Below are 14216 nucleotides of genomic sequence, written 5' to 3'. Positions count from 1 at the left end.
ACAATATAAACCGAAATGTGCGCTATAAAATATGATAAACCTAAAACTGAGTTTTATTTTGATCTGTGTAACAAGTGCTGTTATGGGACAAAAAATGGATAAATCAAAATTGGATAGTACGATTGCAGGCTATTACAAGGACTCGGCAGCTCCGGGGATTAGCTGTGCAGTTAGCCAAAATGGTCGTCTTATTTATCGTTATGCATTTGGGCTTGCAGATTTGAAGGAAAAACGTGCAATCACATCCAGTTCACATTTTCGCCTAGCATCGGTAAGCAAACAGGTGACTGCACAAGCGATATATACCTTAGTGATTCAAAAGCGTTTAAAACTAGACGACCCATTGTCCCTTTTTTTTGAAGATCTGCCAGTCGCACTGAAAGGTATTACTGTAGCACAGCTTCTGCAACATACATCCGGAATCTGGGACTATGAAGAACTTATTCCGAAAGAGAGGAAAGATCAGGTATCGGATAAGGATGTGCTGAAGTATATCCGGCAGACTGATCGTTTATATTTCCCTTCGGGAAGTCAATTTCGCTATAGCAATACAGGCTATTGTCTTTTATCGCTGATTGTCGAGCATGTTGCAAAAAAATCCTTTGCTTCCTTTGTCAAAAGTCAATTGTTTGAACCCCTAGGCATTAGCAAGGAATTGGTCTATGAACCGGGCACGACGGTTGATGAACGAGTCTACGGTTATCATCCGACAGAAGGCTCCTACCTGTTTGCCGATCAGAGTGTGACAAGTGCGACACAGGGGGATGGGGGTGTTTATCTATCTGCGGATGAATATCATACATGGGCCAATTTTTTGGTAAAAGATCGGTTAATACAGCCGGGACTGGAGCAATTGTTCGATCAAATGGCCTACCCGGTAAAGGATGGAATAGCGTATCATTTCGGATGGTTTATTCAAAAAAATGCAGGCCATAAAATCCTGTTTCATTCAGGTGAATCTACCGGGTTTCATCATATCGTATATATCGATGTACAGAAAGACCTTGTGGTTTCACTTTTTAGCAATCGTGATGATTTTATGATCGGTGAAGCTTTTGATGCCATCCTTAAAACAATGGGTATCAGCAAACCGGTATTGAATGGACAGCATCGCTCAACTTTTGCATGGTTGAACGGAGTTTATGCGAATGAGTGAAAGAGGGGAGCGGATTGAAATAAGCAGAAACAATAAATCGTCACAGCTCCACCTGCGACGATTTATTGTTTCTGAAGAGACCTATTTTAAAAAGTCGGGCGATTGATAGGCCGGATTGGGATAGGTATAGAACCCTTCCCCAGTAGCGACGCCCAATTTGTTTTTGTCTATAAAATGCTCCTTGAGATAGGCTACTGTTTTGATCTTTAAGGGGTCATTTGTTGCTTCGGCGCTCATTTTGTTGATATTATAGGCTGTTGTGATGCCAACGATATCGAGTATGCCGAAGGGGCCTGTTGGCGCTCCAGTGGCAACCATCCAGGTTTTGTCGATCGTTTGGGCATCCGCCACTTCGTTGACCAAAAGATCCGTTGCCGCCGAAAGTAATGGGACAAGTAAGGAGTTTACAATATAGCCAGGTTGCTCCTTAAGCAGTGGTAGGGCAACCATGCCAATGGATTTTGCAAAGTTTACAACCTGCTCAAATACCGTTTTATCTGTACCCGGATGGCCCATAATTTCTGCTGTATTGTGCTTCCAGATTTCATTGGCAAAATGTAGCGCAAGGAACTTCTCGGGACGGCCGGTTTCTTGAGCAAATTGACTTGGCAGCAAGGTTGAGGAGTTTGTGGCAAAAATGGTTTTCTCCGGTGCCACTTTCGCTAATTCCTGATAAAAACCAATTTTAATGGCTGGGTTTTCGGGAACGGCTTCGATAAGAAGATCTGCTTTTGCTACCGCCGCGGCAAGATCTGAACTATAACTGAGCCTATCAAAGGTTGAAGCCAGTTGTTCTTTACTCGCATGAAGATCTTTCTCGAATGCCTGCGCCAAAATATCAAATTTTGCTGCAGCTTTTTTAAGTACATCGTCATTGATGTCGTATACAGTGACATGATAGCCATGAAATGCTGTTTGGAAAGCGATTTGATAGCCTAAAACCCCGCTGCCAGCTATCGTTATATTTTTAAAGTCCATGATGTTATTGTTTTTTCAATTCGTAAAAACCTGCGCCACGGAACCATGGCGCAGGTTGTGATCCTTATCCTTTAATTCCTTTTAACCAATCTTTGAATTTGGTGATCTGCTCTGTCAAGAAAGATTCATGTTCTTCTTGTTCTTCAGAACCGATAGGCAGGATATGTTCAAAATAAGTGCCTTTTAGAATTTTACGCAGTAAGCCTTCGCCCACAAATGGTTTGTCATCATTTAATGTTTTGGCTGCTTTCAAAAGATGGCGGATGTCATATTGTAGGGGATTGATATCCGGAACCTGCTTGTTTAAGTTCAGCAGTTCATATACCGCAATACGTGCGGTACGTACCGAGCTTTCCATGGTAAAGACAACGTCATTGTTGGTTTCGACAAACTGACCGATCAAGCCCAGGTTTTTACATCCTTCAGGTACGACTCTCGGACGGTCGCCTTTTGCTCTTGGCATAAACATCGAGGTGATGTAAGGCATGAATGTCGTACGTACAATCGTATTTTTGATAACATCGTCCAGTTGATCAATAATGCCCAAATGGTGACATAGTTCGGCTAGAATTTCATCTCCCGTACATTGTGGCATTGGCTTTTTGATGTAATTTCCTTCTTTATCCATAAATAAGGCATATACCCATAAGACAAGAACATCATCCGGTTGGCCAGGGAAATGTGGCTGTCTATTACAGGTGAAACTCATCAGCCAATCAGAATCGGTAATGGTAATAATACCGCCAGTAACAGTTTTGCCGGAATAAGGGTCGTTGACGGAATATTCTTTTAATTTTTCGACTAAAGCCGAAGGTTTACATGTCAGGGTCGCAGACTCCCATGCTGATTTTTCGATGTTGCTGCAGAACTTTTCGGGTTTACCAAAGATGGTCGATTTGGCAGCAAGATTTTTCCAGAGTTTCCAGCCTGCACTCTGACCGCTGCTGCTGTTGTCGATACCGATGATCGGTGCATTTTTGTTGTCCCCGTAGAAGGTATCTTCTGTCATTGATCCAGTTGTCACAATGACGAAGTCGTCTTTTCCGATTGGAATTTTTACTTCTTTGCCATCTTGTTCTGTAATTAGGGCCTCCACAACTTTTCCATCGGTATTGCTTTGGATATCCAGGTCTTTGACCAATACATTGAATCGGATGTTTACACCTTTGCTTTGAAGTACTTTACGCAAAGGGGTCACAAAGGTGTCGTATTGATTGTATTTCGGGAATACGAGTGATGAAAGATCATTCAATCCGTCTATCGCATGTAAAAAGCGGTGCATGTACAATTTCAGCTCAAGTAAACTATGCCAGTTTTCGAAAGCGAACATGGTACGCCAGAAGGTCCAGAAATTACTGGATAAAAATGACTCGCTGAAGTAGTCTTCGATGGTTAAGTCATCTAGATCTTCTTTATTTTTGAGGAGCAATCGAATGATGGCCAGCTGATCCATTTTGCCCAATCCAAACTTGCTGAAGTCTTTTATCTCACCAAGTTTATGAATAAGCCTTGCTTTGGAGTAGTTGGAGTCGTTGTCATTGATCAAACGGTACTCGTCCAGAACACTGTAAGGGGCAGGCATTTCCAATGCAGGAATGTCCTGAAACATATCCCAAAGATTTTCGTAGGTCATATCCATTTCCCTACCACCGCGGATGACATAGCCGTCGGTTGCATTACCGGCGCCATCTAACGAGCCGCCTTCCACATGGAGCTGTTCAAGGAATGTGATGTTTTCAGCAGGAACATGACCATCACGGATAAAATAGTAGGCTGCAGACATCCCTGCTATACCGCTTCCGACGATGAAGATTTTACTGTCTTTATATGATTTTGGTGGAATACCTTTATTGCGTTGATAATTTCCGATCTGATCAGAAAAGGGCATCGATTTTTTCGGTGTGTTACGTTGTTGTTCTTTGCTTGAATCAGGTTCATGATTTACATTTCCATATTCAGCAGATGCATTTAATACTTTGTCGAATTTTGAGGTGATTTCTTTCATGATTCTTATGTTTTTTAATTCTTGAGTAAAGTTACTAAGATCACCTTAATCATTTGTGCCCTCAAATTCGCTATTGTTCTACCGAATTTCCTCTATCTACATATTTTGTCGCTTTCGGTACTCTGATGGCGATAAGGTGGAGTATTTTTTGAAAAAACGACCAAATGCTGAGATGGAATTAAATCCGATTTCATAAGAAATTTCTGAGATAGTCTTTTCGGGATTCCCGAGCAGCACATAGGCTTCTTTAAGCACACGCTCATCAATAATTTCATGTGGTGTTTTACCTGATGCTCTTTTAACAATCTGAATGAGGTATTTGTTTGAAATAAATAACTGGTCGGCGTAATATTGTACTTCTTTGTATTGATTGCTATGTCGCTGAACCAGGTCTGTAAACTTATAGAACAGGTTGTTGGTCTCTTGTACACTTTCCGTTGTATTATGGTCTTTAGAGGCCAATTCGTCTGCGATCTCTAACAGGAGATTAAAGATGATCGTGCGGATGATATCTGCTGTAAAATGCGTTGTTCTTAAGGTAACTTCTTTGAGGTAGTCTATTAATTTTAACAACTTGTCAATTTGTTTGTCTTGGGAGCTGACAATGGTAAAGGTCGAATTTTTGAAAAGCCCCAGTTGTTCGATAAAGAATGGATTGACAATATGTTTAAGCAGGAATGCTTTGTCAAAAAAGAGCAGCTTCATTCTAAAGTCGGGGCTGACCTGCGAAAAACGGATAATTGTTGTTGGGGCGGATATGAGGATATGATTTGTCGAGATATGGTATTCCTGATTGTCTACCTGAATATTTATATCGCCTGCCGTGCAGATACAGATGGCATAATAATCAATACGAAAAGCATTGCTTGGGTATTCAAAAATCGGATTTCCAGAAGAAATATAATAGGGGCGGTGGCAATTTACGCCAAAGAATGATAAGGTATCTTGAAGACTTTCGTGTGTATTATAAGTTGTTTTTACCTTAAACTTCATTGACTTTTTGTTCGGCTTGGGCATATACAGTTCCTATTGTTTTAAATATTCGAATGGGCTTTGTTTATTCGGATGCTGTCCGTTTGAGCATCAGCTTTTCTGTGGCAATATCGTCTTCTATCCCCACGAAGAAACTTTTGAATCCGAATTTATTCAGTAGTCGTCTCGATGCGGTGTTATCGGGATCAATAATACCAATCACATCTTTACCTGGATTTAATGTTGTGGCAAGGGCTAGCATCGACTCGCAAATCTGTGTTCCCAGCCCCTTTCCCCAATGTTCTTTGCGGAGCAAATAACCAATTTCGAATACACTTGGATCTTTTTTGTAGTTAACAAGCTTACAGTCGCCTAAAAGCTTTAGCGTATCCGCTTCGATTACTTTAAAATAGCCTAAATCAGGATCCTGGTTGATTTCTAGAATCGAATCGAACTTTTTCCGGGCCTGCTCTTCGGACAATCCTTTGCCGGTAATGTATTTCATGACATCATCCGCTTTAACCAAGTCGTGGAAAGCGTCAAAATCTTCCGGAAGATATTTTTTGAATAGAAGTGTATTGTACATGGCTAATGTGTTTATTTACAAGATAAGGTTGTTTTCTCTGAAATCAAATTATCGGAACCTAAATCATCATCTTTCTGTCTTATTTAACTTTTTCATGATTTTAGTTCTCCAATTTAACTTACATTGCCTTTCTGTAAAGCGGAAGGGAAGCTTTTATAAGAATGCTATTCCGTAGCGATACGGTGTAAATAAGAATTTTTAGAGGGAGATAATCGTTATGGAAATAAGAGCGGCAAGTGGAGCCGACTATGCGGCAATCCTGCGCATTTGGGAAAATTCGGTTCGGGCAACACATGATTTTTTGAAAGAGGAGGATCTTCAGTTATATAAGAGACTGATCCCAACCGAGTATTTACCACAATTAAAGGTATATGTCATCGATGATGAGGGACAGCCTACTGCTTTTTTCGCTGTCTCCGATGATAATCTAGAAATGTTATTTGTGGATTCAGCCTACAGGGGAAAAGGTATTGGGACTGTGGCACTACAGTATGTGCTGGATAAGCTCCAGGTGTATAAAGTTGATGTCAATGAGCAAAATCAGCAGGCTGTTGATTTTTATCTGAAAAAAGGATATCAGCTTATCGGACGCTCAGCTGTAGATGGTATGGGCAAATCCTATCCGATCTTGCATTTACATCACGAGCGCGCTATCAATGGATTGAAATAATTTTAAAATGAAATAACTTATGATACAAGGTTTATACGAAACGCATATTCAGGTGCGTGATTTAGCTAAATCGGTCGCATTTTATACGGAGGTATTGGGATTACGTGTGGCACATCGCGATCCGACACGTCCTATTGTTTTTTTATGGATTGGAACCGGCAAAGACTATATGTTGGGCCTGTGGCAGGAAGAAACAAACTTTCAACCGAGACATTTTGCTTTTAGAGCGGATAAAGAGGATATCTTGAACTATGCCGTGGACTATCTGAAAACACGTGACCTGACACCTTATAATTTTTTAAAGGATGGGATCGAAGCACCGATGGTCTTTGCATGGATGCCGGCATTGGCCATTTACTTTAATGATCCGGATGGCAACCAATTGGAGTTTATCGCAGTTTTGGAAGGGGAGGGCAGGCCCGAACTGGGCGTGCTGTCTTATGCCGATTGGATCAATCGTACGACACAATAAGTCGCGAAGAGACGACTTATTGTGTTGAATCCCATTCTTCGGCAAGGATTGCAAAGACCACGTCATCTTCCCATTGACCGTTATGGAAATAGCTTTTTACAAAATGAGCTTCCTTTCGGAATCCCAAACTTGTGAAAAGCTGCATGGATGCCTTGTTTTCCGGAGCTACCGAGGCCATGATCCGATGTTTATGATACTGACGGAACAGGGCCTCTATAACTGTTTTCAGTCCTTCTTTGGCATAACCCTGTTGCTGGAATTCTTTTTTTATGGTACAGCCCAATTCCACCTGCAGGTGTTCAGTACCAAAAAAGTGAACGCCAATATCGCCGATTACTGCGTTTGCTATTTTGTCGGTCATAACGAGCTGAAACCAGGACTCTGGAAGATTGAATGTGCCCGGATTTTTAGCTATAAATGCATCGACTTCTGCCAAAGAGTCTGGAATCCAGCCCTGGTATCTATTGGTTTCTTTATCCGAACGGTAACCGAATACGGCCTGACTGTCCTCCGCCATAATAGGCCGAATCGCTAATCTTTCTGATTCAATGTGCATGGTTTAACGTTTTGAAAATCTGGCTATCGCTTCTTCACGCGTACCTACAAAATTGATTTTCTTTGATTTATTGCTTTCGTAGATAAAATCGTTTAGACTTTTGCTGTTGTATCTGGAGAAATCGCCAACGATGGCAATGTCAAAGCCATACTGCGTATATTTTTGAAGAATTTCACCGGCAAGTTTTGTTTTAAGTTCGAAGAAATCGTCTGTGATGTTCTCTTGATAAATAATTGCTTTGTATGCTTCTTGCGCGCCACAGTCGACCATAATCTGTAGACCATCATCGAGATTATGGATAAAGACGCCTGAACCTTTAACTTCAGCAATGTTTTCGTCACCTAGCTGAATAATAGTGATTTCCATTTTTTTTGTCGTGTAGTGTTAAAAATAAATTTGTGGGACCATATTCCATTGGGACCATATTCCATGACCCAGTGCTCTACGTTGGGAAATCCTGTTGGAAATGATCCGAGATAATGGGTATACAGCTTTTAACCAGCAAATTCTTTCAGCATATTAATTGTTGGACAGAAGAACAGGGAGCCGGTATGGGCCGTACTAAAGTCCAGTATTCTATCGTAATTCCCCTCGGGTTCACCAATAAACATTCTGTTCAGCATCAATTGTACGGTACTGAATGTGCTGGCGTAAGCGATAAAGTAGGTTCCCATTTCATTTGTTGCGATTTGCCCAAAAGGCATATTGTCGCGAACAATTTTCAAATCGTCACCGACATTGGCTAGGGCCGAATGTGAATTAGTCGGTTTTTCATCGTCGCCCATCTCAATATCGTTTGCTTTGCTTCTGCCGATGACCTTCTCCTGTTCAGCGACGGGTAAAGAACGCCAGGCGTTCATGTCGTGAATATATTTTTGTACAAATAAATAGCTTCCACCCGTATAGGCTACATCCTCATCACCAACGATACCAAAGAAAGCACGATCCTCACCAAGGGGATTTTCTGTTCCGTCGACAAAACCCAAGATACTTCGGCCATCCCAATATCTGAACCCATGAATTTCCTCCTTGCAATCGGCAACGGGACTTAATAAGGCTGCAATTTCGGTGGCCATGTCAATGCAATAGCTTTTTTCATAAGCGCGAATATGGAAATGTAAATCTCCGGGGGTAGCCACAGCAACATGTTTTTGACCGATGATAGGTTCGAAAGGAACCAATTCCTTTGGCATAGGTTCGTTGAGTTCAAGCTTTTTCCAGGCATGGTGACTTATGCCCAATACCACGCTTGCTTTTACAAGGTTTGAACGTACCTGCGCCGAATTGTTGAGATTGACAACCAATGCACATAAGCGTTGGAAGACATCCTTAATGACCACATTTTCGTGGAAATTCCATACCATAAACACCGTATTGTTGCTCGGTGTATCGATGACATTTTGGGCCTGATGATCCATAAGATAAGTTGTTGTGTGTTGTACAGCCTTGCTAAGCTACAAATAAAATCGGTTGTACGGATAGACTTTTTGATTACTCGGATGCGGTTTTTTGATATAGTTTGACGATTTCATCAATGACCAGATCCGGTTCGTCATAAAAGACATGATGCTCCGCATTTTGAGCCAAAAGATAACGTCTATTGTTTTTTTGATCTGCATATTTTTTAAGGGCAGCAATAAATAAACTGCGATCGGGTTCTTCAAAAGGTGATTTTCCTGAGCCAATGACAGTCATAGGAACATTGATTTTTCCTGCAACCTCATGTAAAACAGCCGTTGATGCTTCGTAGTTTAAAACGAGATGATAGAACCCTAAGCTTTCTTTTTTGATGTTATCAAGTTCACTGGCATATTCGCTCTTCAATGATTTGGATCGCTCCATGGTCATGAAATAAGGGGAAACAATATCGATCATTACTGTGCCAACAACCTGACCGGGATTGGTCGTTATAAATTTCATCGTATAGTTACCACCGAAGGAATGGGCAACAAAAAAGTACCGATCACGATAGCCCAATTGCTGCAAGGCATTTTTAAGATCCTTTACTTCATTTGTCAAGCTAATGTTAACGGTGTCTATTTCACTTTTCCCAAAGCCAGCCCTGTCATAGGTAATTAAAGGTGCGCCCAATTTGCTCGATAGCGGTTCCAATAACTTTCTCCAAACGGAAGCATCATTTCCACCCCCAGATTCAAAGACAATGGGGATACCCTTCCCCTCCATTAAAGTAAATTGAAGGCTATGGTTCCCTACATTGATCATGGTATCCCTGAGCTGTGCTTTTACGGCCAGCCCGGGGAATGTCAGTAGGAGGAAAACGGATAAGAGGAGATTATACTTTAGCCCGTACATCGTTCATTTTAAGTGTCATGGTGGTCGCTTCCGTTTCGATCCATTGGCTGTATTCGGCGATAGCCTGTAAGCGAAGTTCGTCGGAGATATACCCTTCCGTAACCATTTGTCGCGATTGGGCGACTTTGTTCCAGATGGCCAGATTGGTATCAAAGTTTGCTTCTCCTTTTTTGTAGGTCTGATCGGCATTGATAACCTGAACCGAATGGAAACCTGCTTCCTGGAGCAGTGCAGCGACCTCATCAGCAACACGATTGTTCATACCTGCATCTGCTCTCCACTTCAGGAAAGTATGGTAAAATGTGAGCATACTTTCCGGAGGGGCAGGGTTCCATTCAATGGCGGTGTGATTGTAGTCTAAAATAGAAATTTGTCCTCCGGGCTTTAACCAGGATTTGAATAAGCCCAATGCCCTGGGAATATCACTTAACCATTGCATGGTGCGCGCCGTTATAATCAGGTCGAACGGATGTGGAGGCTGATAATCAAAAATATTGCTGCAGACCAGGTTCAGATTTTGGGTGCTACCATAAAGCTCATTGCCACTGTCGATAAAAGACGGTGTATTATCGAGCCCGATTATAGTTCCGTCGCCGATATAGCTTGCTACCTCATTCGTGAGCGTTCCGGTACCACAGCCTACGTCCAAGATTTCCATGCCGGGAGACAGTAAGGGAATAATCGTTCTATAATCGGAGGATAATGTTCTTCTTTCAAATATCTTATTGGCCTGTTGATCCTTTCTGTCAATAAATTTCTCTTTCATTGGATTGGGTTTAGTTGACTGTAAATATAGCTTTTGCTTTCCGGTTAAAAAAACTTCTATTCGTTTAACCGTTTTCGTTACGCTAATCAGACCAACAGTTGAGTATATTCCTTGATTTGTTTATGGTTACTATCAGTCGAATATCCTATTCTCCATTAAGAAGGATATAGTAGTCTTTTTACAAGGTATTAACAGGGGGTTAACAGGGTATTTATCCCTGCTAACCCCCTGTTATACCCCTGTTAACCCACTGTAATATCCCTGTTATTATGGAAACTGATGTAAAGCAATTTCAAACCTGTATCGGACGATAAAAGAGGGCCATTTACTGCTTTATGACGATCATTTACTATTTTGATAGAAACAGTGATACTTTGCGATTAATACCCTAATTAGGAAATTATTTTAGGTCGTTTCGCTGTTTTTTTAATAATAGTTTTTTATATTGTTGTACAATAGTACTCGTGCCGTTGTAATTACACTAAGATATCCTGATATTATGCGAAAAGTATTCAAAGTTCTCACGCTAACGTATTGTGCTGTTTTTCTTTCAGCCTGTTCTTCCAACTATCTCATGACATTCAATGGGGAAAATGTAAAAAAAGATGAAGACAAGGGAACGTTTTCATTTAATAATGATACAGTACAAATTGATTATTCCTTTGCCGACAGAGATGGTCGAATTTACCTTCGAATAGAAAATAAAATCGATAAACCGATCTTATGGGATCTTAAAAGTTCGGCTATGGTTATTAATGGTAAAACGCAAGGCTATTCTGCTGAACAAGCTGCTTTTAATGGAAAGATGAATGCTTCGGTTTCCGATATAGGCGCTAGTAAATCCACTATATTCAATGATACTTGGGTGAACGGTTATATTACAGGATCGGTAAGTTTACCTAAAGATGTGGTACTTATCCCACCACATGCCTATGTGGATGGGCATTATTTTGATTTTAAAAACGATGTTAAATCCATTGTACGATCATCCCAAAAAGAAAAAGTATATATGTATGATATGAGTGGCGAGAGTTTTGCGGTAAAACTTGCTCGATTTGAAGGCGCTGATTCACCTTACAGTTTACGTAGTTATTTAAGTTATTCGATTTTAGAAGATGGTAAAGCTATTGTTAAAACTACGGAACAAAAATTTTATGCTGCCCAGCTTTGGCAGACCGGTTCAGTAGCCCTTAATGATATTATTGAACTGTATAATAAGCGCGGAGACGTGCTGGCTGTTAAGGAAAAAAAGGGGCAGGGGGCAATGCTTGTTGGAGGTGCCTTGGCATTAACTGCAGTTGCTGCCGCAATTGACCCGAAAGCGGCAGAATAGTACCTAGAGCCATATATTATGGCTATAGATTATGCTCGTCTAAGCTGTGCCGGATTAAATCATGCCGGTTACAGCTTAGACAAACAATAAGCTCAAATTATTGTTTATGGAATTGGAGTGCTTTTGCACGCTATCAAGACAAAGTCATATCACGCAAAAAAATCTATACATATGAAGTATCTTGCACAATTTATGTTGATCGTATTCCTTTTTGCCGTTAAAGAAGGCCGATCTTGTACACGCGTTGTTTATAAGGGACCTAATCAGACTGTTATCACGGCAAGGAGTATGGACTGGAGAGATGATATCGCGGCCAATCTATGGGTGTTTCCGCGTGGAATAGCGCGCAGTGGAGAGGTAGGACCTCAGTCTTTGAAATGGACTTCCCAATATGGGAGTGTAGTTTCCAGTGCTTGGGACATTGCTACAGTCGATGGTTTAAATGAAAAGGGATTGGTGGCCAATGTACTCTGGCTTGTCGAATCTACTTATCCTAAATTTGATCCAGCGGGACCAAAAAAAGGGCTTGCAATCTCGGCTTGGGCCCAATATGTTTTGGATAATTTTGCGACAGTCAATGAAGCCGTATCTGCCTTAAAGGATGAGCCATTTGTAATTGTAAGTGATTATATCCCGGGAACTACCAAATTTACGACCATACATTTATCGCTGTCAGATGCCACAGGCGATAATGCTATATTTGAATACATCAACGGTAAACTGGTGATTCATCACGATGCGGCCTATACAGTTATGACAAACTCGCCCGTCTTTGAAGATCAACTGGCGCTAAACAGGTATTGGCAGGGAATTCCGGGAACTATCATGTTGCCGGGAACAAACCGTGCTGCTGATCGTTTTGTGAGGGCTTCCTATTACATTAATGCGATCCCGCAAACAGACGATGTGCGGCTTTCTGTTGCCAGTGTTCTCAGTGTGATCCGCAACTGCTCGGTTCCCTTTGGAATAAGCTCGGAATCTGAACCTAATATTTCGTCTACACGATGGAGATCCGTGGCTGATCAGAAGAATAAAATCTATTATTTTGAGAATGTATTGGTTCCGGGAACACTGTGGGTAGATCTGGCTAAATTTGATTTAAAGAAAGGGGCTCCGACGATGAAGTTGGACATGAAGCAAGGGATGGCAATAAATGGGATTTCAAATAACCTGTTTAAGGCTGCCCAACCCTTTAAATTTATGGGCATTTAAATTAGAAAGACCGAATAAATTAGAAAGACCGAACCCGGTTGTAATGGGGTTGGTCTTTCTTTTGTTTAGGAATTAGTAGAAAGTCCTATTTGACTGACGTTCCGTCTATAATCTCTTCATCCGCTTTGCTGACCAATTTAGTGTCTTGTTTTAAGTCACCAAATATTTCGATCTGACCATCAATGCTGCGTCCTTTCTGTACAGGAATACGTTGTGTTTTGTTCGAAACAACAGCAATCACAAAACTTCCTTCGCCTGAAGTAAATACCGCCGATTTCGGTACAACAAAAGTACTGTCTTGAGATGTTAAAGGCAATTCGACCTCTGCAACCATACCCGGCAATAGCTTGTTGTCGGTATTGTTAATGTCAATTTCTACCCGCTCGGATCTTAATCGGCTGTCCAGGGCACCCGATTTACGAGCGATCTTACCCGAGAAGGTTTGCCCTGGCAATGATTTGACAGTAAATTGTAAGGGCTGGTTTTCGGTGAGGAAACCCGAATATTGTTCCGGAACAGCAACGGCTAACCTCAGTTTGCGTTGTTGTTGAATGGTCATGATGGGCATTTCCGAGCCACGGCCAGCAGGACCAACATAGGCGCCCTGATTGACATTTCTTGTTGCGATTACACCGTCGAAGGGTGCTCTGATTTCCAAATAGTTCAACAGGTTTTGTACCTCTGCGTAGGCCGATTTAGCGGCTTGGTACTGCGCAAAATCAGCATTCTTTTTTGACTCAGCAACCTCAAGATCCAGTCTAGCCACCGTTCCCTCTACTTTGCTGGTTTCAAAGAGTCTGTCGTAAGTGCTTTTTGTAGCCATATAGACCGCTTCTTGCGATTTGAGCCGCGATTTGGCTGCTGAAAGCTGCGAACTCAATTCGGGAGCCTCCAATACAGCCAATAGCTGACCGGCATGCACCTTACTTCCGATGTCCACGTTAAGACTTTTGACGTAACTGCTGACCTTAGCGTAAATCTCGACCTGCTGGAATCCCGTGATTTCTCCAGGGATCTGCATTTTATTTGTTAATTTCTGTTTGGTGGGTACAAATGTCTCCATTGCCGGAGCTGCAGCTTCCGGACTTTCTTTTTTTGCATTTTCCTCGGCAGCCGAATGGCATCCTGTTAAGGATGCGATCAGACCGGCGATAGCTAATATTTTGAACAAATTATTTTTCATGTTTTATAGATTAT

General features: G+C 41.5%; 15 protein-coding genes. 5 read left to right on the top strand and 10 right to left on the bottom strand.

All coding sequences use genetic code 11. The features are described 5' to 3' along the window. Nucleotides 1-31 precede the first annotated feature (31 nt). On the top strand, nucleotides 32-1156 hold the full coding sequence (locus IQ31_RS20135; RefSeq protein WP_145329617.1) for a serine hydrolase domain-containing protein: 1125 nt from the start codon (nucleotides 32-34) through the stop codon (nucleotides 1154-1156). Nucleotides 1157-1237: 81 nt separating this feature from the next. Here the strand turns inward: IQ31_RS20135 and IQ31_RS20130 are convergent, their stop codons facing one another. From IQ31_RS20130 to IQ31_RS20115, 4 genes are all read right to left on the bottom strand, one after another. Then, a complete protein-coding gene (locus IQ31_RS20130; RefSeq protein ID WP_145329615.1) occupies nucleotides 1238-2134 on the bottom strand; it encodes a 3-hydroxyacyl-CoA dehydrogenase in 897 nt (298 codons plus the stop codon). A gap of 64 nt (nucleotides 2135-2198) precedes the next feature. Beyond that, entirely contained in the window at nucleotides 2199-4139 is a 1941-nt protein-coding gene (locus IQ31_RS20125) for an oleate hydratase (RefSeq protein ID WP_145329612.1), read from the bottom strand. Between the two features lie 96 nt (nucleotides 4140-4235). After that, the gene (locus IQ31_RS20120) at nucleotides 4236-5132 is read right to left on the bottom strand and encodes a helix-turn-helix domain-containing protein (protein WP_145329609.1); all 897 of its coding nucleotides are present in this window, start codon (nucleotides 5130-5132) and stop codon (nucleotides 4236-4238) included. A gap of 64 nt (nucleotides 5133-5196) precedes the next feature. Beyond that, a complete protein-coding gene (locus IQ31_RS20115; protein ID WP_115050011.1) occupies nucleotides 5197-5697 on the bottom strand; it encodes a GNAT family N-acetyltransferase in 501 nt (166 codons plus the stop codon). A gap of 217 nt (nucleotides 5698-5914) precedes the next feature. Between IQ31_RS20115 and IQ31_RS20110 the strand changes: the two genes are divergently transcribed. Together IQ31_RS20110 and IQ31_RS20105 are read left to right on the top strand one after the other, a co-directional pair. After that, the gene (locus tag IQ31_RS20110; RefSeq protein WP_208734329.1) at nucleotides 5915-6367 is read left to right on the top strand and encodes a GNAT family N-acetyltransferase; all 453 of its coding nucleotides are present in this window, start codon (nucleotides 5915-5917) and stop codon (nucleotides 6365-6367) included. Nucleotides 6368-6386: 19 nt separating this feature from the next. After that, nucleotides 6387-6839 carry a VOC family protein gene (locus tag IQ31_RS20105; RefSeq protein ID WP_075993850.1) on the top strand — a complete coding sequence of 151 codons (453 nt, stop codon included), beginning with the start codon at nucleotides 6387-6389 and terminating at the stop codon, nucleotides 6837-6839. A 16-nt stretch (nucleotides 6840-6855) separates the two neighbouring features. Here IQ31_RS20105 and IQ31_RS20100 read toward each other — a convergent pair whose 3' ends face one another. The 5 genes from IQ31_RS20100 to IQ31_RS20080 form a co-directional block, all read right to left on the bottom strand. After that, a complete protein-coding gene (locus tag IQ31_RS20100) occupies nucleotides 6856-7395 on the bottom strand; it encodes a GNAT family N-acetyltransferase (RefSeq protein WP_145329604.1) in 540 nt (179 codons plus the stop codon). Nucleotides 7396-7398: 3 nt separating this feature from the next. Further along, a complete protein-coding gene (locus tag IQ31_RS20095) occupies nucleotides 7399-7761 on the bottom strand; it encodes a DUF4180 domain-containing protein (protein WP_115050019.1) in 363 nt (120 codons plus the stop codon). 128 nt (nucleotides 7762-7889) lie between these two features. Further along, nucleotides 7890-8813, bottom strand: coding sequence for a Dyp-type peroxidase (locus IQ31_RS20090; protein WP_145329601.1), 924 nt, complete (start codon nucleotides 8811-8813; stop codon nucleotides 7890-7892). 73 nt (nucleotides 8814-8886) lie between these two features. Next, the gene (locus IQ31_RS20085) at nucleotides 8887-9708 is read right to left on the bottom strand and encodes an alpha/beta fold hydrolase (protein WP_145329597.1); all 822 of its coding nucleotides are present in this window, start codon (nucleotides 9706-9708) and stop codon (nucleotides 8887-8889) included. Continuing rightward, the gene (locus tag IQ31_RS20080; protein ID WP_145329594.1) at nucleotides 9689-10474 is read right to left on the bottom strand and encodes a class I SAM-dependent methyltransferase; all 786 of its coding nucleotides are present in this window, start codon (nucleotides 10472-10474) and stop codon (nucleotides 9689-9691) included. The genes IQ31_RS20085 and IQ31_RS20080 overlap by 20 nt, the downstream gene beginning before the upstream one ends. A 499-nt stretch (nucleotides 10475-10973) precedes the next feature. Here IQ31_RS20080 and IQ31_RS20075 point away from each other — a divergent pair, with 499 nt between their 5' ends. After that, nucleotides 10974-11807, top strand: a complete 834-nt coding sequence (locus tag IQ31_RS20075; RefSeq protein ID WP_145329591.1) for a YgdI/YgdR family lipoprotein — start codon at nucleotides 10974-10976, stop codon at nucleotides 11805-11807. A 171-nt stretch (nucleotides 11808-11978) separates the two neighbouring features. After that, nucleotides 11979-13019, top strand: coding sequence for a linear amide C-N hydrolase (locus tag IQ31_RS20070; RefSeq protein ID WP_145329588.1), 1041 nt, complete (start codon nucleotides 11979-11981; stop codon nucleotides 13017-13019). A gap of 85 nt (nucleotides 13020-13104) precedes the next feature. Here the strand turns inward: IQ31_RS20070 and IQ31_RS20065 are convergent, their stop codons facing one another. Then, nucleotides 13105-14202, bottom strand: coding sequence for an efflux RND transporter periplasmic adaptor subunit (locus IQ31_RS20065; protein ID WP_115050029.1), 1098 nt, complete (start codon nucleotides 14200-14202; stop codon nucleotides 13105-13107). Between the last annotated feature and the right edge of the window lie 14 nt (nucleotides 14203-14216).

Origin of the sequence: Sphingobacterium siyangense (assembly GCF_007830445.1) — a bacterium.
Taxonomy (GTDB): domain Bacteria; phylum Bacteroidota; class Bacteroidia; order Sphingobacteriales; family Sphingobacteriaceae; genus Sphingobacterium; species Sphingobacterium siyangense.
Note: the sequence above shows the minus strand (reverse complement) of the source record. Positions and strands in the feature narration are given on the sequence as shown.

Bases quoted from the DNA above. Each gene is read 5' to 3' on its own strand.
- IQ31_RS20135 (WP_145329617.1), top strand. From the start codon at position 32: ATGATAAACCTAAAACTGAGTTTTATTTTGATCTGTGTAACAAGTGCT.
- IQ31_RS20130 (WP_145329615.1), bottom strand. From the start codon at position 2,134: ATGGACTTTAAAAATATAACGATAGCTGGCAGCGGGGTTTTAGGCTAT.
- IQ31_RS20125 (WP_145329612.1), bottom strand. From the start codon at position 4,139: ATGAAAGAAATCACCTCAAAATTCGACAAAGTATTAAATGCATCTGCT.
- IQ31_RS20120 (WP_145329609.1), bottom strand. From the start codon at position 5,132: ATGAAGTTTAAGGTAAAAACAACTTATAATACACACGAAAGTCTTCAA.
- IQ31_RS20115 (WP_115050011.1), bottom strand. From the start codon at position 5,697: ATGTACAATACACTTCTATTCAAAAAATATCTTCCGGAAGATTTTGAC.
- IQ31_RS20110 (WP_208734329.1), top strand. From the start codon at position 5,915: ATGGAAATAAGAGCGGCAAGTGGAGCCGACTATGCGGCAATCCTGCGC.
- IQ31_RS20105 (WP_075993850.1), top strand. From the start codon at position 6,387: ATGATACAAGGTTTATACGAAACGCATATTCAGGTGCGTGATTTAGCT.
- IQ31_RS20100 (WP_145329604.1), bottom strand. From the start codon at position 7,395: ATGCACATTGAATCAGAAAGATTAGCGATTCGGCCTATTATGGCGGAG.
- IQ31_RS20095 (WP_115050019.1), bottom strand. From the start codon at position 7,761: ATGGAAATCACTATTATTCAGCTAGGTGACGAAAACATTGCTGAAGTT.
- IQ31_RS20090 (WP_145329601.1), bottom strand. From the start codon at position 8,813: ATGGATCATCAGGCCCAAAATGTCATCGATACACCGAGCAACAATACG.
- IQ31_RS20085 (WP_145329597.1), bottom strand. From the start codon at position 9,708: ATGTACGGGCTAAAGTATAATCTCCTCTTATCCGTTTTCCTCCTACTG.
- IQ31_RS20080 (WP_145329594.1), bottom strand. From the start codon at position 10,474: ATGAAAGAGAAATTTATTGACAGAAAGGATCAACAGGCCAATAAGATA.
- IQ31_RS20075 (WP_145329591.1), top strand. From the start codon at position 10,974: ATGCGAAAAGTATTCAAAGTTCTCACGCTAACGTATTGTGCTGTTTTT.
- IQ31_RS20070 (WP_145329588.1), top strand. From the start codon at position 11,979: ATGAAGTATCTTGCACAATTTATGTTGATCGTATTCCTTTTTGCCGTT.
- IQ31_RS20065 (WP_115050029.1), bottom strand. From the start codon at position 14,202: ATGAAAAATAATTTGTTCAAAATATTAGCTATCGCCGGTCTGATCGCA.